Genomic DNA, 21,922 nt, shown 5'->3' with positions numbered 1-21,922 from the left:
GGGCGCGCGAGAGGAGAACCCGAACGATGGAACGGCGGCTTCTATCCGGCGACGAGGCGGTGGCGGCGGCGGCCCGCGACGCGGGCGTCCGGCTCGGCACCGGCTATCCCGGCACCCCCTCGACCGAGATCCTCCAGGCGCTCGACGCGCTCGGCGGCCGCGCCCAGTGGGCGCCGAACGAGAAGGTGGCGCTCGAGGTGGGCCTCGGGGCCGCGTTCGGCGGCGCGCGCGCGCTCGTGACCATGAAGCACGTCGGGCTGAACGTGGCCGCCGACCCGCTGTTCACCGCCGCGTACACCGGCGTGAAGGGCGGGCTGGTGGTGGTGAGCGCCGACGATCCGGGCATGGCCTCCTCGCAGAACGAGCAGGACAACCGGCACTACGCCGTCGCGGCCGGGCTGCCCATGCTCGAGCCCGCCGACTCGCAGGAGGCGTACGACCTCACCGTGGCCGCGTTCGAGCTGTCCGAGCGCTTCGCGATCCCGGTGATCCTCCGCATGACCACGCGCGTCTGCCACTCGAAGACGCTGGCCGCGCGCCGCGCCGACCTGCCCGCCCCGCCCGCGCCGGCGTTCGTGCGCGACATCCCCGGCCGCGTGATGATCCCGGCGTACGCCCGCCCCGCGCACCGCCGGCTCCGCAAGAAGCTGGAGGCGCTCCAGGCGTTCGCCGAGGAGACCCCGCTCAACGTCTGGGTGAAGGGCGATCGCGCGCTCGGCGTCATCACCTCCGGCGTGACCGCGCGGCACGTGGCCGAGGCCGCGCCCTCGGCGAGCCGGCTCGAGTTGAAGACCGTCTACCCGCTCCCCCTCGAGAAGATCCGCGCCTTCGCGGCCAGCGTCGATCGCTGCGTGGTGGTGGAGGAGGGCGACCCCGTCTTCGCCGACGCGATCCGCGCCGCGGGCATCGCGGTGGAGTCGAAGGAGGCGCCGTACCGCTTCGGCGAGCTGGACGTGCAGCGCGTGCGCCGCATCCTGGCCCGCGACCCGTCGCCCGAGCCGGAGCTGCCGAAGGGCCGGCCGCCGGCGCTGTGCGAGGCCTGCCCGTACCACCCGGTCTACGCCACGCTCCGCAAGCTCGACTGCATCGTGGCGGGCGACATCGGCTGCTACACGCTGGGCGTCCTGCCGCCGTACCAGGGCATCGACACCTGCGTCGCCATGGGCGCCTCGCTCGGCGTCGGCCTCGGCCTGCGCCACGTGCTGCCGGAGGCGGACGCGCGCCGGGTGGTCTCGATCATCGGCGACTCGACGTTCATCCACACCGGCCTGAACGGCCTCGTCGAGATGGTCTACAACCCGCCGCCCACCGGGCACGTGCTGGTCGTGCTCGACAACGGCACCACCGCCATGACCGGCCAGCAGGAGCACCCCGGCACCGGCCGCACGCTCGACCACGAGCCCACCGGCAAGGTGTCGATCGAGGGGCTGGCCCGGGCGCTCGGCGTCGCGAACGTGGACGTGATCGACCCCGTGGCCGATCCGGCCGGCTGGGAGGAGCTCCTGAAGGAGCGCCTCGCCGAGCCGAAGCTGTCCGTCATCATCGCGCGGCGGCCCTGCATCCTCGCCGCCGCCGACATCCGCAGGTACGAGAAGGCGGCCGACGAGAAGCGCGCCGCGCTGGCGTGCGCGGGCTGCGCCGGCGCCGGGGAGGTGTCCGATGCCTAGCCGGACCGTGAACGTGGTCGTCGCCGGCCTGGGCGGCCAGGGCGTCATCAAGGCCTCCGAGATCCTGGCCGACACCGCCTTCCGCGCCGGCCTCGACGTGAAGAAGGCCGAGGTCCACGGCATGAGCCAGCGCGGCGGCTCGGTCACCACCGACGTCCGCTTCGGCGCGCAGGTGCTCTCGCCCATGGTCCCGGCCGGCGAGGCGGACTTCCTGCTCGTGCTGGCGCCGTCCGAGCTGGAGGTGACCCGCCCCCTGCTCCGGCCCGGCGGCCTGCTCATCCCGCCGGACGCGGTGGACGAGGCGCGGCTCCCGAACCGCCGCAGCCTCAACGTGGCGCTGCTCGGCCTGCTCTCGCACCACCTCGACCTCGACGAGGCCCACTGGCTCGCCGCCATCCACGCCGCGCTGCCCGAGCGGCTCCACGCCGTGAACGACGCGGCCTTCCGGCTCGGCCGGGAGACCGCCGCCGCCGCGCGCTGACCGGGAGGCCCCGTGACCACCTCCTGGAACGACGCCGGCAGCGCCTTCCACCCGGCCAGCGCCCCCGACTTCCTCCCCCGCCGCGAGCTCGAGCAGCTGCAGCTCGCCCGGCTCCGCGCCGTGGTGGCGCGCGCCTACGAGAAGGTCCCGCTCCTCCGCCAGCGCATGGAGGCCCGCGGCGTCTTCCCCGACGCGCTCCACGCGCTCGAGGACCTGGCGCGCCTGCCGTTCACGGTGAAGGCCGACCTGCGCGACACCTACCCGTTCGGCCTGTTCGCCTCGCCGGTGGAGGAGATCGTCCGGCTGCACGCGTCGTCCGGCACCACCGGCAAGCCCATCGTGGTGGCCTACACCGCGGCGGACCTGGAGGTGTGGACGAGCGTGATGGTCCGCGCGTTCGCCGCCTGCGGGCTGCACCAGGGCGACCTCATCCAGAACGCCTACGGCTACGGCCTGTTCACCGGCGGCCTCGGCGCGCACTACGGCGGCGAGGCGCTCGGCGCGACGGTGATCCCCATCTCCGGCGGCAACACCGAGCGCCAGCTCATGGTGCTGCAGGACTTCGGCGTCACCGCCATCTGCTGCACGCCGTCGTACATGGTGCACCTCATCGAGCGCGCCCGCGACGCGAAGATCGGCTTCGGCCGGCTGAAGGTGGGCGTGTTCGGGGCCGAGCCCTGGTCGGAGTCGATGCGCGCGCACATCGAGCGCGAGGCCGGCATCCGCGCCCACGACATCTACGGGCTCTCCGAGATCATCGGGCCGGGCGTGGGCATCGAGTGCGTCCACCGCGACGGGCTCCACCTGTTCGAGGACCACTTCTACCCGGAGATCGTGGACCCGGAGACCGGCGCGGTGCTGCCGGACGGCGCGGAGGGCGAGCTCGTGCTCACCACGCTCTCGAAGCAGGCGATGCCCATGATCCGTTACCGGACCCGGGACATCACCGCCCTCGACCCGACGCCCTGCGCGTGCGGCCGCACGCTCCGGCGCATCCGCCGCATCGGCCGGCGCTCCGACGACATGTTCATCATCCGCGGCGTGAACGTGTTCCCGTCGCAGGTGGAGACCGCGCTGCTGCAGGTCGAGGGGACGCTGCCGCACTACCAGATCGTCCTCACCCGCGCGAAGGGCCTCGACGAGATGGAGGTGCAGGTCGAGGTCACGCCGGAGGTGTTCTCCGACGAGATCCGCGGCCTGCAGCGCCTGCAGGAGCACCTCGCCACCGCGCTCGAGCAGGTGCTCGGCATCCGCGCGCAGGTGACGCTGGTGGCCCCGCGCACGCTGCAGCGCAGCGAGGGGAAGGCGAAGCGCGTCATCGACCGTCGCAACATCTGATCCCGCACCGGAGGCCGGCATGAAGATCCGTCAGCTCTCGCTCTTCCTCGAGAACCGCCCCGGGCAGCTCCGGGTCCCGTGCCAGGTGCTGGGCGACGCGGGCATCGACATCCTCACCCTGTCGCTCGCCGACACGCAGCAGTTCGGGATCCTGCGCCTCATCGTGAAGGACCACACGCGCGCCAGGCAGGTGCTCGAGCAGGCCGGCGTGGTGGTGAACGTCACCGACGTGCTGGCGGTGGACGTCCCCGACCGGCCGGGCGGCCTCGCCGAGGTGCTGCAGGGCTTCGAGGCCTGCGGCCTGGGCATCGAGTACATGTACGCGTACTCGGTGCGGAGCCGCGGCGAGCACGCCACGCTCGTCTTCCGCCTCTCGGATCCGGACCGGGCCGCCGCGCTCCTGCAGGCGCGCGGCGTCCGCCTGGTGGGCGCGGCCGAGCTGTTCGCGCGCGCGGGGGCCTAGCCGATGGCCCGCTTCGCGCTCGAGAACCGGATCCTCGATCCGGAGGAGACGCTCGACCGTGACGCGCTCGCCGCGCTCCAGGGCCGCCGCCTCGCCGAGACCGTCCGCCGCGCCCGCGCGGTGCCGCACCACCGCAAGGCGCTGGAGCGCGCCGGCGTCCGCGACGAGGACCTGCGCGGCCCGGACGACGTGCGGCGCCTGCCGTTCACGGTGAAGGACGACCTCCGGCAGAGCTACCCGCTCGGCCTGCTGGCGGTGCCGCGCGAGCAGGTGGTGCGCATCCACGGCTCGTCGGGCACCACCGGCCGCCCCACCTTCGTCGCCTACACCCGCCGCGACCTCGACACCTGGACCGGCCTGGTGGCGCGCTTCCTGGTGGCGGGCGGCCTCCGGCCCGAGCACACCGTCCACGTCGCCTTCGGCTACGGCCTGTTCACCGGCGGCTTCGGGCTGCACTACGGCATCGAGCGGGTGGGCGCCGCGGTGGTCCCGTCCGGCGGCGGGAACACGCCGCGCCAGGTGCGGCTCATCTGCGACCTCTCCGCCGACGTGCTCATCAGCACGCCGTCCTACGCGCTGCACGTGGGCGAGGTGGCGCGGGCCGAGGGGCTGAAGCCGGGCGACCTGCCGCTCCGGTACGGCCACTTCGGCGGCGAGCCCTGGACCGAGGAGATGCGCGGCGAGATCGAGCGCTCGCTCGGGATCCTGGCGTTCAACAACTACGGGCTCTCGGAGGTGATCGGGCCGGGCGTGGCCGGCGAGTGCCCCGCGCGCGACGGCATGCACGTGCAGGAGGACCACTTCATCGTCGAGTGCCTCGACCCGGTCACGCTCGAGCCGGTGCCGGACGGCGAGGTGGGCGAGCTCGTCTTCACCTCGCTCACCAAGGAGGCCATGCCGGTGCTGCGGTACCGCACCCGCGACCTCGCCGCGCTCGACCGCTCCCCGTGCCCGTGCGGCCGCACCGGCGTCCGCATGAGCCGGGTGCGCGGGCGCTCCGACGACATGCTCATCATCCGCGGCGTGAACGTGTTCCCGTCGCAGGTGGAGGAGGCGCTGCTCCGCGTCGAGGGCACCGCCCCGCACTACCTCATCGAGGTCTCGCGCCCCGGCGCGCTCGACGAGGCGGTGGTGAAGGTGGAGGTCCGGCCCGAGGACTTCCGCGACGAGATGCGCGAGATGGTGGGCCTGCGCGACCGCATCGATCGCGAGATCCACGCGGTCACCGGCATCCGGATGATCGTGGAGCTGGTGGCGCCGAACACGCTCGAGCGCTCCGCCGGCAAGGCGCGGCGGGTGCTCGATCACCGGAAGGTGGGGCCGGCGTAGGCCCTCGACTCCGGCCGCTCATCCCGACCCTTCGACTCCGGCGAGCCTTCGGCTCGCCTACGCTCAGGGTGAGCGAGGGTGAGGATCCGCTCGTGGTTCGACGGGCTCAGGACGAGCGGATCCAGGGCCGCTCAGAACGCGTACAGCGAGCCCACCTCGACCTGCGTGCTCTCGCGGCGCGCGCCGTCGAGCGTCTCGGTCGTGTAGAGCGTGCCCTCGAGCGAGACCTTCCAGCGCGAGGTGAGCGCCAGGATGGCGCCGCCCGAGACCTGCTGGTTGCGCTCGATGGTGGTGGCCTCGGCGCCCGCGGGCAGGTCGGAGGTGCGCGGCTCCTCGATCCCGTAGCCGCCGAGGAGCTGCAGCACCGGGATCGGCGTCACCACCGCCTGCGCCCAGAAGCCGCCGGTCCGCACCGGCGAGATCGCGTCGAGCTTCGTCGCGTCCGTCGCGTCCTTGGTCGGCCGCACCACCGGCGCCACCGAGCCGTAGCCGCCCAGCACCTCGCCCATGAACGTCCCGCCCTGCACGACGAGGTGCGGCACCTCGAGCCGGCCGTCGGCCGCGACGCCCCACCCGGTGAGCCGCTCCTCGCGCGGCGTCGAGAGCCCGTCCAGCTTCCAGAGCTGCTGCCCGAAGCGACCCGAGGCGCCGACCTCGAGCCACGCCTTCCCGGCGCGGCGGAGCACCAGCGCCAGCCGGCCCTCCGCGTCCGGCACCCCGGCGCGCTCGCCCACGAGCTGGTTCTGCGAGGTCGCCTTGTCGCCGCTCGAGGCGAGCGCCGCCACCGCCGCGGTCACCCCGACGTCGCGGCCGCGGCCCGCCTCGGCGGTGAGCCGGACCTGCGGCGCGCGCCGGTACAGGTAGCCCGCGCCGGCGAAGCGGGGCAGCGCCACGTGCCCGAGGCTGGCCGCGAACCAGGGGCCGCCGAACAGCGACCAGGTCTGGCCGACGAGCAGGGTCAGGTTCCCGCGCGCGCAGGCGGCGGTGAGGTACGCGTGGCGCAGCCGGACCTGCGGCATCGACGCGTCGGAGTTCACGTAGGTGCCCATGAAGTCGGCCTCGACGAGGCCCTTCAGCACCGCGCCCCCGAGCAGCCCGTCCACCGGCAGCCCCAGCGCGGCGCGCACCCGGCTCTGCCGCACGGTCATGCCCGCGGTGGAGTGCGCGGTCGTCGCCCACTGCGGCAGGTCGCTCGCGTTCAGGCCGCCGTCGCTCCAGTAGGCGTTCGCGATCAGCCAGCCGGAGAGGTCCACCGTGACGCCGGGCGGCTTCGCGGCCGGCGCGGGCGCCGGGGCGGCGGGGGCCGGCGCCTGCGGCGCGGGCGGAGCGGCGGGCGCGGGCTGGGCGCGGGCGGGCGGCAGCGCGGCCAGGGTCGCGAGCACGGCGAGGGCGAGGTGGATTCGGCGCATCGAGGGCTCCGTGGGACGGGGTCGGGCGGTGCGGGCGGATCGGATCAGAGGTCGTCGAGCTCGGCCTCGCCGCGCGGGTGGACCGGCGGGGGCAGCGGGGCGTCGTCGTCGTTCCAGTGGAGGAGGCCGTACACCACGCACAGCGCCGCGCTCGCGAGCGTGAGCACGAACGCCGCCGTGACGCCGAGATCACCGAAGCCCAGCATCGAGCCCTCCTTCCCGCGTCCGGGCCGGGCCGCCCGTCTCCGCGCCGGGCGCGGCGCGGCCGGCGAGCGAGCCCACCACCGTCACCAGCGCCGCGATCGGCAGCGCCACCACGATGGGATCGACGAGCGCCCAGGTGGTCCCGGCGCCGAGGCTGGTCCGGCCGGTGAGCGCCTTCACCACGCCGAGCGCGGCCGACTCCCGCTCGTGCACGAACAGCACCCACAGCGCCCAGGCGCCGAAGCCGGCCAGCATCCCGGCGATCACGCCGGCGCGGGTGGAGCGGGCCCAGAACAGCGCCGAGACGAACGCCGGCAGGAACGTCGCGGCGCACATGCCGAAGAAGAGCGCGGTGGCGATGGCGATGACGCCCGGCCCGAGGTTCCAGGCGAGCAGCACCGTGCCGGCGAAGCCCGCCAGGATCCCGGCGCGCGCCAGCAGCACCGTCCGCTCGGCCCCGCCGCCCAGCCGGAACGCCTGCTCGTAGAGGTCGCGGCCGATGGCGGTGCCGATGGCGTGGAACTGCGCCGAGAGCGTGGACATCGCCGCGGCGAGCAGCGCCAGCATGAACAGGTAGGCGAACCACTCCGGCATGGCCGCCTGCGTGTAGAGCGGCATGAGCCGGTCCACGTTCGGCTTGCCGGTGGCCGGGTCGGTCATGATCGCGAGCGCGATCTTCCCGGTGCGCTGGAAGTACCAGAGGTTGGTGAGCGAGCCGACCACGTACGCCACGCCGGCCATGAGCAGCAGGAACAGCCCGCCGGGCACGAGCGCGCGGTGCAGCTCGCGCCCGCTCTTCACCGTCATGAAGCGGACCGTGAGCTGCGGCTGCGCGAGGACGCCGATGCCCACGCCGAGGACGATGGTGGACACCATCTGCCACCACAGCGGCGAGCCGGCCGCGGGCATGGCGGTCCAGCCGCGGTGCCCCTGCGCGCGCAGCGCCGGCGGGACCTGGTCGGCGAGATCGGTGAGCGCCTGGTGCGCGGAGAGCCCGCCCACCTGCGCGTAGGTGGCGACGAGCAGCACCAGCATGCCGCACACCATCAGCACCGCCTGGAACGCGTCGGTGTAGACGACGCCCTTCAGCCCGCCGAACAGCACGTAGCCGACGGTGATGGCCGCGAACACGAACAGCGCCATGTGGTAGTCGAGCCGGAGCTGCACCTCGAGGAAGCGCGCCCCGCCGATGAGCACCGCGGCGGCGTAGAGCGGCATGAGCAGCGCGATGGTCCCGCCGGCGAAGCCCTGGATGAAGCGGGAGCGGTAGCGGCGCCCGAGCAGCTCCGGGAACGTGTGCGCGTCGAGCGCGGCGCCCAGCCGCCGCGTCGGGCGGCCGAACACCACGAACGCGACGAACACGCCCAGCAGGATGTTGAGCATGGTGAGCCAGAGCAGGCCCATGCCCATGAGCGCGGCGACGCCGGCGAAGCCCACGATGGCCGAGGTGGAGATGAAGGTGGAGCCGTAGGCGAGCGCCATCAGCACCGGGTGGATCTCGCGCCCGCCCACCAGGTAATCGGCGGCGCTCCGCGTGCGGCGGTACCCGAGCCAGCCCAGGAAGGCGAGCACGGCGGCGTACGCGCCGACGGCGAGCGTGAGCAGCTCCAGGTTCACGCGTGACCCCCTCTGGTCAGGTGCGGCGGGTACAGGGCGACCGAGCCCGCCATGGTAGCTGGCCCCGCGCGGGACTCCAACTCGCTTCCGAAAGGGGGGCCGTGGCACCGACCGGGACGCACGGCGCGGACGCATTGCGTCATCCCGATTTGGCCGATTGCGTCACGAATTGGACGTGTCCCGCCAATTCTTGACTTCTCAGTCAGCGAAGGAGAAACAGGATTGGTTCCCCAATTTTCACCGAAACCCCGTTCCTCGCGCACCCGAGGAGGCCGCAGATGCCGCTTCGCCGCTACGGTCCCCCGCTGGCCCTCGTCTTCGTGTCGCTGCTCGCCTGCACCGACGTGAAGCAGGAGAAGCCCGCCCCGCAGCTCGTGATCGCCACCTTCGCGTCGCCGAACATCCCGACGCCCAACGACCTGGTCCTGCAGGCCGTGCCCACGCTCCCCGACAGCGCGCAGAAGGAGCTGCTCCAGTCCTTCATCGACGCGGGCGGGTTCCCGAGCGATCAGGAGGTCGCCATCACCGTCCCGTTCCGGGCCGTGAACTGGAACGGCAGCGCCTACGTCGAGACGACCCCGCCGGACCTCGACCCCGCCACGGTCACGCCGTCCACGGTGGCGCTCCTCAAGGTGGACGGGGCCCCTCAGGCGGTCGAGTTCGAGGTGGGCAGCGCCACCGCGGGGCGCCTCGTGCTCCGCAAGAAGGCGGACGCGAGCGGCAGCCGCCGCTTCGCGCCCGGCCGCTACGTCGTCGCGGTGCGCGGCGGCCCGTCCGGCGTGAAGACCACCGCCGCCCAGGGCGCGCTGCCGGTGAACGCCGACCAGGCGATCGCGATCGCGGCGCAGAACAAGGACCTCACCGTGCACGAGAACCAGCCGCCCGGGCTGACCCCGGCGCTGGTGGCCCAGCTCGAGGCCGTGCGCAAGACGCTGTGGAGCCCGCTCACGTGGAGCGACGTCGGGGGCCGCTGGACCGCCTCCGTGGACACGAGCGTGACCCCGGCGTTCGCCGCCGTGGCGCCGACGTTCGCGCCCTCCGAGGTCGCGGCCATCGCCACCTTCGGCATCGCGCCGGCCGCGGCCCAGCCGCTCACCGACTCCGGCTCCGGGCAGATCCCGCTGCCCTCGACGTTCCTGCTCGACGGCACCCGGCCCGCCAACGACCCGCCCACCCGCTTCTACGTCCGCAACGTCCCCGCGTTCGGCCCGGCCGCCGCCGGCCTCGCCACGCTGGACGGCTTCTCCACGACCGGCATGATGCTCGCGCCGCTCAGCGCGCCGGTCGCCGCCTCCAGCGTGAACGCGCAGACGGTGCTCCTGTTCGAGCTGCCCGAGGGCGCGGGCGCCCCGCGCCGCATGCGCGACGTGGCCGCCGCGCTCGGCGCCGGCGCCCCCGCCACGGCCGAGTACCTCACCCAGCCGCCGGCGCTGAACCGCACCGTGCAGGTGGGCGGCGCCGACGTGGCCGTCACCACCGCCATCGGCCTCCAGCCCGGCGTGGCCGTGCCGGTGCCGGGCGTCGGCATCGTCCCCACCCCGCCGCTCAAGGAGAAGCGGAACTACGCGGTGGTCATCACCGACGGCGTGAAGGACCTCGCCGGGAACGCGCTCAAGCGCTCCACGCTCGCCAACATCCTCTTCACGTTCACCAACCCGCCCGCGGTGGACGGCGTCTCGCAGCTCTCCGGCGTGTCCAACGCCGACGCGACCGCGCTCGCCAACCTGCGGGCCGGGCTCGAGCCGCTCCTCGCCAACCTCGGCGCGCTCACCGGCGGCGCCGTCACCCGGGACAACGTGGTGATGGCGTACACGGTCCAGACGCAGACCGTCACCGACGTCTCGGTGGGCCTCTCGGCGCTGCCGTACCGGACCCCCACCGCGTTCGTCGGCCAGGGCGTCGCCCCGCTCGACCTCGCCACCCTGGGCTTCGACGCGGCCGCCCAGGCGGCGCTGTTCCCGAACGTGGGCGGGTTCCTCACCGCCATGGTGCCGACCATCGACGCCATCGACCCGGCCACGGGCGCGCTCAACCCCGACACCACCCAGTGGGCGCCGAAGGCGATCCCGGCGGTGGTGGCCTACCCGTCCGACGCGGCCTGCACCACCGCGACCCCCTGCGTGCGGCCGCTGGTGGTCTTCCACCACGGCCTCTCCGGCGGCCGCCTCCAGATGCTCACGGTGGCGAACTCGCTCGCGGCGAGGGGCTTCCTCGTCGCCGCGATCGACGCGCCGTACCACGGCGACCGCGCGTACTGCATGGAGAACAGCGAGTGCACCACCGACGGCACCGCCGACGGCGTGTGCACGCCGGACCAGGCCAAGGCCGGCCAGGGCGACGCGATCCCGCCGGGCACCTGCACCACCGGCCACCTGCGCGGCACGAACCTCTCCACCGTCGCATCCGGGAACTACTTCATCTCGGGCAACTTCTTCCGCATCCGCGACGCCATCCGCCAGGACCACATCGACCAGGCCGCCCTGGTGCTGGCCGTGGCGCGGCCGCCGACGCCGTTCCCGCAGCCGGCGCAGGATCCGCTGGCGGCGGCGCTGTTCCAGCGCGGCTTCGCGGTGAACCCGACCGAGGTCCACTACGAGGGCATCTCGCTCGGCGGCATCATCGGGACCGAGCTGCTCGCCACCAACCCGCGCTTCGCCCGCGGCGTGCTGAACGTGCCGGGCGGCACGCTCGTGGACGTGTTCACGAACGCGCCCGCCTTCGCGACCTCGGTGAACGAGCTGTTCCTCTCGCTCGGCATCGACCGGTCGCAGATCCCCACCAACCCGGCGGTCGCGTCGCGCTACCTGCAGACGCTCATCCTGGCGAAGTGGATCCTCGATCCGGCCGAGCCGCTCAACTACGCCGCGCACGTCCGCACCAAGCTGGCGAGCCCGCTGCTCGCCGCGCCTCCGGCGGGCCTGGGCGGCACCGGCCTCGTCCACGCCACCACCGACGTGCTCGGCCAGCTCGCGAAGTGCGACCCGGTGGTGCCGAACGCGACCACGGTGGTGGGGGGCGTCCCGCTGCCCTACGGCGACGAGCTGCTGGCGCTCGCCAGCGCGCCGAGCACCCTCTACGTCTCGGCCTCCGCCCCGAACAACTGCGTCCCGCACGGCGTGCTGAACGACACGCTGCTCCCGAACTCGATCGGCGGGCAGGTGCGCGACGACGCCGCGCAGTTCCTCTTCGACCTGTCCGCGCCGGTTTCGCCGGTGACCCTGCCGTAACGAGGTGACGACCATGCGGAAGACCTTCCGGATCGCCTTCCTCGCCGTCCTCGCCGCCCCGGCCGTCGCGCTGGCCAGCGGGTTCGAGGTCATCAACATCAACCCGCGCGACCTCGCGCTCTCGTCCTCGGGCGTGGCCGCCCAGGAGGACGCGGCGGCCACGTTCCAGAACCCGGCCGCGCTCTCCAAGCTCTCCGGGCTCAACCTGTCGCTCGCCGGCTCGATGCTGAGCATCCGCACCAAGTGGACCGGCACCGACGCCTACCCGGGCAAGGAGACCACCAAGTTCGCGCCCACGCCGCCGGTGGCGCTGTACGCCGCCTACGGCACGAAGCTGGCCGGGCGCGGCCTCGGCTTCGGCTTCGGCGTCGCCACGCCCGGCGGCGGCCAGATGAAGTGGGACGACCAGTGGGAGGGGCGCGGCCGCATCATCACGGTCGAGCGCCGCATGCTCGGCTTCTACCTGAACGGCGGCTACGAGCTGATGCCGTGGCTGCGCGTCGGCGGCGGCGCCATCTACTACGAGGGCATCCAGTACCTGAAGCAGGGCATCCAGCCGTTCCCCGACGCCTACGCCGAGCTCGACACCAAGGGCGGCGGCTTCGCCTACCAGCTCTCCGCGGAGGTGAAGCCGCTCGAGAACCTCACGCTCGGGTTCGACTACAAGCACAAGGGGACCATGCACATGAAGGGCGACGCGCACTTCCAGGTGCCGCCCTCGCTGGTCGGCCCGACCACGCAGGACCAGAAGGTGGAGCAGGACCTCACCTTCCCGAACCGCATCGACACGGGCCTGGCGTGGCGGGTGGTGAAGCCGGTGCTGGTGACCCTGCAGTACTCCTGGTCGCGGTTCGTCGTGTACCAGAGCGACGTCTTCGAGGGCGAGACCACCACCATCGAGGTGCCGCGCGACTACCGCAACGGCAACGTGATCCGCGGCGGCGTCGAGTGGACCGCGCTCCCCAGCCTGCGGCTCCGCGCGGGCCTGATGCGCGACTGGTCGGGCCTGCGCACGAACACGCTCTCGCCGACGCTGCCCGACTCGAACACGACGGGCTATTCGGTCGGCGCCGGCTGGAACGTGGGCTCGAACCTGGGCCTGAACGGCGCGTTCTTCTACGGCGACCGCGACAAGCAGACGGCCACGGGGACCACCGCGTTCCCGGGCAGCTACAAGACGGACATCTGGATCGTGGCGCTCGGCTTCACCTGGCGCACCGACCTCGGCGGCCGGTAGTCGCCGGCCGGCCCGCGGACTCGAAGGCCCCCTCGCCTCGCGGCGGGGGGGCCTTCTCGCGTCAGGCGACCCGGCGCGGCCTCAGGCGGGCTCCTCGTTGTACCTGCGGGCGGCCCGCTCGCCGAGCGCGGTCAGGATCGAGCGCGCCAGCCCGCGGCGGAACAGCTCGGCCGGGAGCGCGATCCCGTGGCGCGCCCCGGGGGCGGCGGTGGGCAGGAACCGGTTCACGAAGCCCAGGATCGCCACGATGGCGCCGGGCATGATCGAGTGGGCGAGCCGGAGCAGGCGCGCCGGCAGCCCGATGATCACGAAGCGCTCGCCGTGCTCGATCGCGCGCACGATGCGCCGCGCCGCCCGCTCCGCCGAGACGGTGACGAGCGGGAGCGAGGCGAGCAGCGAGAACAGGCTCGCCTCCGCGTAGCGGCGCCCCTTCACCAGCGCGCGGCCGAAGGAGCCGGTGCGCATCAGCCCGGGCACCACCGTGATGACGTCGATGCCGTGCTTGGCGGCCTCGGCCCCGAGCGCCTCCGACCAGCCGCGCGCCGCGAACTTGGCCGCGTCGTACGGGGCGAGGTGCGGGATCCCCACCGCGGCGCCGATCGAGGTGACGTTCACGATCGTCCCGCGGCGGCGCGCCCGCATGCCCGGCAGCACCGCCTCGGCGGCGTGCAGGGGACCGAAGAACAGCACGTCCATGGCGTGCCGGTAGTCCTCCACCGCCATGGCCTCGGCCGGACCGACCTGGATGATCCCGGCGCTGTTCACGAGCAGGTCCACCGGGCCGAGGTTCTCCTCCACGTCGGCGACGAGCGTGCGCATCCCGTCCTCGTCGGTCACGTCGCCGGGCAGCGCGGTCGCGTCGATCCCCTCCTGCGCGAGGCCGCCGCGCGCGCGCTCCAGCTCCTCCTCGTCGCGCGCGCAGAGGACGATCCGCATGCCGCGGCGGCCCAGCTCGCGGGCCAGCACCAGCCCCAGGCCGCGCGAGCCGCCCGTGACGAGCGCCACCCCGCCCGCGAGGGGACGGCGGCGGCGCAGCCGGCGCGCGGCGAGCCAGGCGCCGGCGGCGAGCGCGGCGGTCAGCGACAGTGCGGTCGAACGGCGCATGGGCGCTCCTCCCGCCGAACGTTGCGCACGTCCGCCGCACGGCGCTGCGCGGCCGGGCGTTCGGCGGCGCGGGGTCCGTCGCTTGCAGCCGGTGCCGCGGCCAGCTCCGCAGGCCAGCCGCCCCTGGGCGCAGCGGCCCGCCCGCCGCCGGGATCCGGCCGGGCGGCGGGTCGCCAGCCCGAGGTCCGGCGGACCCCGGGTGGCCGCAGTACCCGTCGTTTCACCCCCCTGGGACCGGGCCAGCGACCGCCCGGCGAGGTCCACCCTGCATGCGCTCCGCCTCCCTCGCCACCAAGCTCGTCGTCAGCATCGGCCTCGCGTTCGCCCTCGTCCTCGGCGGCTTCACCGCGGTCTCGGCGGCCTTCACGGCGCGCACCGTCGAGCAGCAGACCGCCGACGCGCTGCGCGGCCGCGTGGCGCTGGTGCGCGACATGGTCGGGGTCTACGACGCCAGCCTGGCCAGGGCGACCGCCGACCTGCTCCGGGTCTTCCGCGCCTCCTACCCGGAGGGCATCCGCTCGGACCCGTCGCGCGCCGCGTACGTCGAGGGCGTGGCGCTCCCCGGCCTCGCCGCCGGTGAACGGATGGTGGATCTCGACTACCCCACGGTCGATCGCTTCACCGCCACGAGCGGCGCGGTCGCGACGGTCTTCGCGCGCGCCGGGGGCGACTTCGTGCGCATCACCACCTCGGTGCAGCGCGACGACGGCCGGCGGGCGGTGGGCACGTTCCTCGGCGCCGACCACCCGGCGCACCGGCACCTGCTCGAGGGCGAGCCCTACACCGGCAAGGCGGTGCTGTTCGGCCGCGACTTCTTCACGCGCTACGAGCCCATCCTCCAGGACGGGAAGGTCATCGGCGCGCTGTTCGTGGGCGTGGACTTCACCGAGGGGCTCGCCGCGCTGCGCGAGCGGATCCGCGCGGTGCGCACCGGCGACCAGGGCTACTTCCTCGTGGTGGACGCCTCCGGCGGCGCCGGGCGAAACCGGATGATCGTGCACCCCACCCGCGCCGGCGAGGCCGCGCCGGACGGGCTCGCGCCCGCGCTCGCCGCCCGGGGCGGCGCCGCCGAGGGGCTGCGCATCGCGGGCGCCGACGCGAAGGGCGCGGCGCGCGCCGAGCTCGCGACCTGCCAGGTGTTCGAGCCGTGGGAATGGCTGGTCTGCGGGGCGGTGCCGGAGGAGGAGCTGAAGCACGACGGGCGGCGCCTCGGGCTCCTGCTGTCGGTGGGCGGCGCCGCGCTGGTGGCCGTGCTGGCGGGCCTGGCGCTCTGGCTGGTGCGGCGCCTGGTGCTCGAGCCGCTGGCGCGCACCGCGCGCTTCGCCGAGCGGGTGGCGGGCGGCGACCTCGCGAGCGAGCTCGAGGTGCGCGCGCGGGACGAGGTGGGCGCGCTCGGCGAGGCGCTGAACGAGATGGTGCGGGCGCTCCGCGCCGTCGTCGGCACGCTGCGCTCCGCCTCCGACGCCGTCGCCGAGGCCTGCCAGGCCCTGTCCGCGTCCACCGCGCAGATCGCCGAGGGCGCCTCGGAGCAGGCGGCCGGGGCCGAGACCGCCAGCGGCGCCACCACCGAGCTCGCCGCGCGGGTGCGCGACGTGGCCGGCGGGGCGGCCGAGACCGAGTCGCTGGCGGCCCGCTCGGCCGCGTCCGCGGCGGCGGGCGGCAAGGCGGTGCGCCGCGCCGTCGAGGCGGTGCAGGAGATCGCCGGGCGCACGGCGGTGATCGAGGAGATCGCGCACCAGACCAACCTGCTCGCGCTGAACGCCGCCATCGAGGCCGCGCGCAGCGGCGTGCACGGACGCGGGTTCGCGGTGGTCGCGACCGAGATCCGGCGGCTCGCCGAGCGGAGCCGGGCCGCCGCCGCCGAGATCGGCGCGCTCGGCGCCTCCACCGTGCAGGCCGCGCGCCTCGCCGGGGAGGCGCTCGACGCCGTGGTCCCGGACATCGCGCGCACCTCGGAGCTGGTGCGCGGCATGGCCGGCGCGACCGAGGAGATCTCCGCCGGCGCGCACGAGGTGACCGGCGCCATCGGCCAGCTCGACGCCGCCATCCAGGCGAGCGCGTCGTCGTCCGAGGAGCTCGCCTCCACCGCCGCCCGGCTCGCCGAGGAGGCCGAGGCCCTGCGCAGGTCCGCAGCCTGGTTCCGCACCGGCGAGCCCGAGCGCGCGGCGACCCCCGCCGCGAGGCCGCAGGCGCTCCTCGGCGCCGGGCCGGGCCGGGCGGCCTGAGCGACGCGCGGAGGCGCGGCTCAGCGCGCGCGCCCCGGGGCGCGCGAGGCGCCCCGGGGCGAAGGGGACCTCAGCACCACATGTCCCAGGCGAACGCGCCGAAGCTGCCCGGCGTGGACCAGCCCGACTCGTGGCCCGCCTGGTCGCGGACGCGCACGCGCCAGTAGTACATCCGCGGCGCGTACGGCCCGCACCAGTCCTGCGGGATGTTGAACAGCCGCGCCGGCACCTGGAGGGCGGGGCGCCCACCCGAGGTGGTCGGCGTCCCGTTCACCCAGCCGGTGCTGCCCACCGAGCTTCCCGGCACGCCCGGACCCGTGAGCGAGCCGTTCTGCAGGTACGTGAACGCGGCGTCGGAGGCGAGCTGGACCTCGTACTGGAGCACCGCGCCCGCCGGTGCGGTCACCGGGAACCAGACCAGCGGCACGGTCGCCTCGTACGTGCCCACCTCGAAGCTGGCCTCGACCGCGCCCAGGTCCGGGCTCGGCAGCGCGCCCTCGGCCGGCGTGGTGAACGACTGCAGGGCCGTATGCGTCACGTTCCGGAACACGTCGCTCGTGCGGACGCGCCAGACGTAGGTGGTCCCGGGCGTCAGGCCGGTGAGCTGGATCGAGTGCTGGACGACGAACGCGTCGTCGCCAACCACGTGGCCGGCGGTGCCCACGCCGTACTCGACGTACGACGTCGCCTTCTCGCTGCTGGTCCAGGTCACGGTGGCCGTCGTCGCCGTCAGGTTCGTCGCGGTGGGGCCCGCCTGGAAGCGCGGCGCCACGTACTCCGTGGGCGGCGGCGCCCACCCGTCGTGGCAGTGCGTGCAGGCGCTCTGGGGCTGGCCGCTCGAGTAGGGGTGGTTCGGCGGGTACGCCGGCGAGGTGACCTCCATCTGCTGGATGCCCTCGTGCCCGTGGCAGAAGAAGCACGCGGCGCCGTCCGGGGCCGGGTCCGCCGGCGCGCCCTCGAACCACGAGTACGAGCCGTCGGTGACCCACCGCTCGCGGTGGCAGGCCTTGCACACCTCGTGACGGTCACCCTGATGGCAGGCGGTGCACAGCGCCTGCGCGCCCACGCCGGCGCGGTCGATGCTGCCCGGCGGGATGGTGACGCCGTTCACCTCGGCGGCGAGCAGGAAGGCGTTGTTGCTGGCGTGGAAGTCGTGGCAGCGCGCGCAGGCGATGGCGCCCTGGCCGCGCGCGTACGGCGCGAGCAGCGTCCCGCCGAAGCCGCGCGTCACGAGGGTGGTCGGGTAGCAGCTCGGGGCTGCGGGGTTGCTGCTGCAGGTGGAGTTCTGGATCGTGCCCTCCGGGCAGGGCTGCCCGGTGCGCGGCGCGCCGACCGGGTTCCCGGCCGCGTCCACCGGCTGCAGCGTGCAGATCCAGGCGAACGCGCCCGAGGTGCCGTTCGCGTACCACCAGCGCGGCGTGATCCGCAGCGCGCCGGGCTGGTCGGGCTGGTTCGGCGGACAGGGATACGCGCCGCGGCCGAGGGAGCGCTGGCCGGCGGCGTCGAGGACGTCGAACCGGCAGGTGCCGGGCCGGTCGCCGTGGAAGTCGCCGGATGCGAGGTCGTCCCAGCCGACCAGCAACGGCGGCGTCTCGCCGGAGAGCGTCTGACCCTGGCCGGAGTGGCAGCCGGTGCAGGTGACGGCCGCGCTGCCGCCGCCGCCGTCCACCATGCGGACCTCGCCGCTCAGGTGCTGGGAGGTGTCGTGGCAGGACTGGCAGCTCGTCCCCGAGCTGGCGTCCGGCAGCGGGTGCGCGGAGAGCGCGGTCGCCGGATCGATCGCGCCGACGTCCGTGTGGCAGGTCACGCACTGCAGCGGGCCGGCGGTCCAGGTCACCCCATGCGGCTCGGCGCCGAGCGGCGCGTGGCAGCCGACGGAGCAGGTGGTCCCCGAGGCGTCGCTCACGATCGTGCCGTTCGCGCTGGTGGTGCCGCCCGGGAACGTGACCGGGTTCGCGAACCCGAGCGCGCCGCCGCACGGGTGGCACGCGGCGCAGCCGATGCCGGACGCCGCATGCTTGTCGTGCGCCGCCGAGCCGACGCACACCTCGCCCGCCACCGGGAGCGCCTGGGTGGTGAACCGCGGCGGCAGCGGCGCCGGCGCGGGCTCGACGATCTTGCGCGGTGCCGGGTCGCCGGCCTGGGCCGAAGACGCCGGCGCCTCCTCCGGCCCGCAGCCGGAGACCAGGAGGGCGGCGAGCGCGACGGCGGTCGCGGTGATCGGATGGAGGCGAGACGAGGCGTTCCCGCGAGGCGCGTGGAGGCCGCCGCGCGAGTGGCGGTGCACCGGCTGGCGCATGGGTATTCCCCCTGGGTAGGTCAGCCGGGGGTTTCCCCCAACCCCGCGGCTGTGATCACCCACGCTAGAAGACCGGCGAGCAGACGGACATGCGCTCGTTTGCCGCACCACCTCCTGAGTCCCGGGATGACCCTCGGTGTGCATGCGGCGAGCTGCCGCGGCCGACGCCGGTCAGGCGGGATTGCCCGGCGTCAGCCCCAGCCGCCGCGCCTGGTCGAGCACGAAGTCCCACACGGCGGCGATCCGCGGCACCTCGCGGAGCGCCCGGTGGACCACCAGCCACAGGTCGCCGGCGCGCGGGGACGGCAGCTGCCGCCGGACCGCCGGCGAGAGCCGGACCTCGGCGAGGCCGCAGGCGAGCGCCATGTTGCGGTCGGCGAGCACCAGCCCGACCCCGGCGCGCGCCGCGGCCATCTGCGTGCCCATGTGGCTGGTGCGGAGCGCGATCCGCTCCGGGGGCACGTGGTCGAGGATGCAGCGGGTGAGCTCGAGGTGGGCGAGGTCCTCGCCCCAGGTGATCCACCGCGCGGCGTCGAGGCTGCGGAGCGTGCCGAGCGCGCGGGCCTGGCGCGGCGCGCCGAACACGCCGCCGGTGGCGGTGCCGAGCTTCCGGGCGAGGAGGTCGCCGGACGCCGGGAGCACCCCGCGGACGGCCAGGTCCGCCTCGCGCCGGGTCAGGTCGGCGTAGCCGATGGTGGCGTCGATCGTCAGGCGCACGCCGGGGTGCGCCGCGAGCAGGCGCGGCAACGCCGGGGCGAGCAGGTACTCGGCCACCCCCGGCGCCGCGGTGAGCCGCACCTCGCCCTCGGCCGCGAGCTCGCGCCCCTGCGCCGCCAGCGCGAGCGCGTTCGCGGCGCGCTCCATCGCCTCCGCGTGCGGCGCGAGCGACTCGGCCAGCGCGGTGGGGAGCACGCCGTCCGGGGTCCGATCGAAGAGGCGCGCGCCGAGCGCGGCCTCGAGCGCGGCGAGGCGGCGGGAGACGGTGGACGCGTTCACGCCCAGGCGCGCGCCCGCGCCGGAGAGCGAGCGCGCCTCGAGGAGCGCGCGGAGGACGCGCGCGTGATCCCAGTCGAGCGCGCCGGCGGGCGGGGGCGCGGGCGGAGGGCTTTGCATGATCGCAAGGGTACCCGGCACACTCGCCGCGTGCACCGCGTTTTCGCGGTTCGTAGGTTCCCGCTCGAGAGGACCCCGCATGCCCCGTCCCGATCCATCCCTTCCCCCGGAGCTCCACGTCGTGTTCGGCGCCGGCCAGGTCGGCCGCCGCCTCGCGCGGGAGCTGCTCGCGCTCGGCCACTCCGTCCGCCTGGCCCGCCGCGGCCCGCCCGGCCCGGCGCTCCCCGGCCTCCGCTGGCTGAGCGGCGACGCCACCGACCCGCTGTTCGCGGGCGAGGCCTGCCGCGGCGCCGACGTGGTCTACGACTGCACCAACCCGCCCGACTACCACCGCTGGGACGAGCTGCTCGCCCCGCTCCGGCGTGGGATCCGCGAGGCCGCGGCCCGCGCCGGCGCGCGCCTCGTCGCGCTGGACTGCCTGTACATGTACGGCCGGCCGGCCACCTCGCCCTTCGACGAGGACGCGCCGCTCGCCCCTTGCAGCCACAAGGGCGAGCTGCGCGCGCTCCTGGCGCTCGAGCTGCTCGAGGCCCACGCCCGCGGGGACCTGCGCGCGACCACCGGCCGCGCCTCCGACTTCTTCGGCCCAGGCGCCGGCGCGGCCGCGTTGCTCGGCGACCGGCTCGCAGCCCGGCTCCGCGCCGGGAAGCCGTTCGAGGCGTTCGGCGACCCCGACCTGCCCCACGCATACTCGTACGTCGCCGACGTGGCGCGCGGCCTCGCCGTGCTCGGCACGCACGACGCCGCGCTGGGGAGGGCGTGGCACCTGCCGGTCGCCTGGACCGGCAGCACCCGCGGCCTGGTGGAGGCGATCGGGGCCGCGCTCGGCAGGCCTGCCCGGCTCCGCGCGGTCCCGGACTGGCTGCTGCGCGTGGGCGGCCTCCTCGATCCGACCCTCGGCGCCGTCGCCGAGATGACCTACCAGTGGAAGGTGCCGTACGTGCCCGACGACCGCCGCTTCCGCGCCGCGTTCGGCGTGGGGCCCACGCCGGCCGCCGAGGCGGTGACGGCGACGGCGCGGGCCATCGTCGAGGGCGAAGCCCCCGCGCGGTCGCCGAAGGCCGCCTGACGCGGCCACGCGCGGCGCGCGGGGACGCTGCGATCACCGCCGCGCCAGCCGCACCACCTGGCCGTCCGGGACGAACGCGGCGTGGTTGGACACGTACACCGCGCCGTCCGGCCCGACCGCCACGCCGGCGGGGAACATCAGCTCCCCGCCGGTGAGCAGCTCGCGCGCGGTCGGGTCGTCGAACGGGATCTTCACGACGTCGCTGTGCGGGTTCGCGAGGTCCGGGCCGGTGGCGAGGAGCGAGGCGTAGAAGCTGCCGTCCGGGCCGAAGGCGCAGCCGTTGATCGGCGGGAGACCCGTGGCCCATGGCGTCGCGAGGTTCAGGGTCACCTCGAGGTCGCCCGGGAGCGCCGCGCCCGGATCGACCCGGTACACCGCGGCCGACGGCCCGAACCGAAGGCTCGCCGCCAGCGCGAGCGTCCCGACGTAGAGCGCGCCGTCGGGTCCCTCGGCGATGCACGTCGGCGTCGCGTCCTTCACCGGCGTCCCGTCCGGCGCGAGCGGGTTCGGGAAGTACGCGAGGACCTGGATCGAGCCGTCCGGGCGGACCAGGTCGAGCGTGTTCGCGCCCGCGTCGGCGACGTAGACGCGCCCACCGGCGGCCAGCACGGCGTAGGGGTTCGCGTCCGGGAAGTCGTCCGGGGCGAGCTCCACGTGCTCGGCCGTCCAGTCGAAGTCGAAGTCGCCGACGTCCGCGACGCTGCGGACCCTGCCTGCGGGGTTCACCTGCAGGAGATGCCCGAGCGCGGAGGCGAAGCCGGTGGCCTCGTTCGAGAGCGCCATGATCGCGTAGAGCGTGCCGTTGCCGAGCGCCGACAGCCCGTCCACCCCCACGAACTCCCCCTCGTCCCCCGCGGAGACGAGGCCCGTCACCACGTCGCGGATCGCGGGCGAGGCCGTGCCCGCCCCGCGGATCTCGCTGATCTTGCCCGTCGTACCGCCCGAGCCGGCCTGCGCCACGTAGAGCCGCCCGCCCGGCCCGAACGCCAGGCCGCGCGGGCTCTCGAGCCCTCCGGCCACCACCGTGTACGACTCCGCGCCGCGCGCCGACGTCGCGACCGCGAGGCAAGCGAGGAGCACCGCGCCGACGAACCCCCGACCCGTTCTTTCCATGGACGACCTCCGTGGCCGGGTGGTTTG

The 21,922-nt window shown here is 74.8% G+C and carries 16 protein-coding genes; 9 read left to right on the top strand and 7 right to left on the bottom strand.

The window, feature by feature from the left end; genetic code table 11:
- The first annotated feature begins 26 nt into the window (after positions 1–26).
- Genes ADEH_RS00220 through ADEH_RS00200 form a run of 5 tightly spaced genes read left to right on the top strand, consistent with a single transcriptional unit; the run spans position 27 to position 5,278 of the window.
- Complete coding sequence (locus tag ADEH_RS00220; protein WP_011419101.1) at positions 27–1,667, top strand: thiamine pyrophosphate-dependent enzyme; 1,641 nt, start codon at positions 27–29, stop codon at positions 1,665–1,667.
- Positions 1,660–2,148, top strand: coding sequence for an indolepyruvate oxidoreductase subunit beta (locus ADEH_RS00215; protein ID WP_011419100.1), 489 nt, complete (start codon positions 1,660–1,662; stop codon positions 2,146–2,148). The genes ADEH_RS00220 and ADEH_RS00215 overlap by 8 nt, the downstream gene beginning before the upstream one ends.
- A gap of 12 nt (positions 2,149–2,160) precedes the next feature.
- The gene (locus ADEH_RS00210; RefSeq protein ID WP_011419099.1) at positions 2,161–3,486 is read left to right on the top strand and encodes a phenylacetate--CoA ligase family protein; all 1,326 of its coding nucleotides are present in this window, start codon (positions 2,161–2,163) and stop codon (positions 3,484–3,486) included.
- Between the two features lie 19 nt (positions 3,487–3,505).
- Positions 3,506–3,949 (top strand): amino acid-binding protein, encoded by a 444-nt coding sequence (locus ADEH_RS00205; protein WP_011419098.1) that lies wholly within the window; start codon positions 3,506–3,508, stop codon positions 3,947–3,949.
- Between the two features lie 3 nt (positions 3,950–3,952).
- Positions 3,953–5,278, top strand: a complete 1,326-nt coding sequence (locus ADEH_RS00200; protein WP_011419097.1) for a phenylacetate--CoA ligase family protein — start codon at positions 3,953–3,955, stop codon at positions 5,276–5,278.
- A gap of 131 nt (positions 5,279–5,409) precedes the next feature.
- Here ADEH_RS00200 and ADEH_RS00195 read toward each other — a convergent pair whose 3' ends face one another.
- From ADEH_RS00195 to ADEH_RS00190, 3 genes are read right to left on the bottom strand one after another with little or no spacing between them, the layout of a single operon-like run.
- On the bottom strand, positions 5,410–6,687 hold the full coding sequence (locus ADEH_RS00195) for a hypothetical protein (RefSeq protein ID WP_011419096.1): 1,278 nt from the start codon (positions 6,685–6,687) through the stop codon (positions 5,410–5,412).
- Between the two features lie 44 nt (positions 6,688–6,731).
- The gene (locus ADEH_RS23230; RefSeq protein ID WP_198133804.1) at positions 6,732–6,893 is read right to left on the bottom strand and encodes a symporter small accessory protein; all 162 of its coding nucleotides are present in this window, start codon (positions 6,891–6,893) and stop codon (positions 6,732–6,734) included.
- A complete protein-coding gene (locus tag ADEH_RS00190) occupies positions 6,877–8,508 on the bottom strand; it encodes a sodium:solute symporter family protein (RefSeq protein ID WP_011419095.1) in 1,632 nt (543 codons plus the stop codon). The genes ADEH_RS23230 and ADEH_RS00190 overlap by 17 nt, the downstream gene beginning before the upstream one ends.
- Positions 8,509–8,786: 278 nt before the next feature.
- Here ADEH_RS00190 and ADEH_RS00185 point away from each other — a divergent pair, with 278 nt between their 5' ends.
- Positions 8,787–11,735 carry a hypothetical protein gene (locus ADEH_RS00185; protein WP_011419094.1) on the top strand — a complete coding sequence of 983 codons (2,949 nt, stop codon included), beginning with the start codon at positions 8,787–8,789 and terminating at the stop codon, positions 11,733–11,735.
- Between the two features lie 13 nt (positions 11,736–11,748).
- Positions 11,749–12,972 carry an OmpP1/FadL family transporter gene (locus tag ADEH_RS00180; protein WP_011419093.1) on the top strand — a complete coding sequence of 408 codons (1,224 nt, stop codon included), beginning with the start codon at positions 11,749–11,751 and terminating at the stop codon, positions 12,970–12,972.
- Positions 12,973–13,053: 81 nt separating this feature from the next.
- Here ADEH_RS00180 and ADEH_RS00175 read toward each other — a convergent pair whose 3' ends face one another.
- The gene (locus ADEH_RS00175) at positions 13,054–14,076 is read right to left on the bottom strand and encodes an SDR family NAD(P)-dependent oxidoreductase (protein WP_011419092.1); all 1,023 of its coding nucleotides are present in this window, start codon (positions 14,074–14,076) and stop codon (positions 13,054–13,056) included.
- 269 nt (positions 14,077–14,345) lie between these two features.
- Here ADEH_RS00175 and ADEH_RS00170 point away from each other — a divergent pair, with 269 nt between their 5' ends.
- On the top strand, positions 14,346–16,301 hold the full coding sequence (locus ADEH_RS00170; RefSeq protein ID WP_011419091.1) for a methyl-accepting chemotaxis protein: 1,956 nt from the start codon (positions 14,346–14,348) through the stop codon (positions 16,299–16,301).
- A gap of 70 nt (positions 16,302–16,371) precedes the next feature.
- Here ADEH_RS00170 and ADEH_RS00165 read toward each other — a convergent pair whose 3' ends face one another.
- Both ADEH_RS00165 and ADEH_RS00160 read right to left on the bottom strand, forming a co-directional pair.
- Positions 16,372–18,600, bottom strand: a complete 2,229-nt coding sequence (locus ADEH_RS00165; RefSeq protein ID WP_011419090.1) for a cytochrome c3 family protein — start codon at positions 18,598–18,600, stop codon at positions 16,372–16,374.
- Between the two features lie 171 nt (positions 18,601–18,771).
- Positions 18,772–19,713, bottom strand: a complete 942-nt coding sequence (locus ADEH_RS00160) for a LysR family transcriptional regulator (protein ID WP_011419089.1) — start codon at positions 19,711–19,713, stop codon at positions 18,772–18,774.
- Between the two features lie 79 nt (positions 19,714–19,792).
- Between ADEH_RS00160 and ADEH_RS00155 the strand changes: the two genes are divergently transcribed.
- Positions 19,793–20,782 (top strand): NAD-dependent epimerase/dehydratase family protein, encoded by a 990-nt coding sequence (locus ADEH_RS00155; RefSeq protein WP_011419088.1) that lies wholly within the window; start codon positions 19,793–19,795, stop codon positions 20,780–20,782.
- 33 nt (positions 20,783–20,815) lie between these two features.
- On the opposite strand, the gene ADEH_RS00150 is transcribed toward ADEH_RS00155, so the two are convergent.
- Positions 20,816–21,895, bottom strand: a complete 1,080-nt coding sequence (locus ADEH_RS00150; protein ID WP_011419087.1) for a ScyD/ScyE family protein — start codon at positions 21,893–21,895, stop codon at positions 20,816–20,818.
- Between the last annotated feature and the right edge of the window lie 27 nt (positions 21,896–21,922).

It is taken from the genome of Anaeromyxobacter dehalogenans 2CP-C, from assembly GCF_000013385.1.
Classification (GTDB): Bacteria; Myxococcota; Myxococcia; order Myxococcales; family Anaeromyxobacteraceae; genus Anaeromyxobacter; species Anaeromyxobacter dehalogenans_B.
This window is presented reverse-complemented; position numbering and strand designations above follow the sequence as displayed.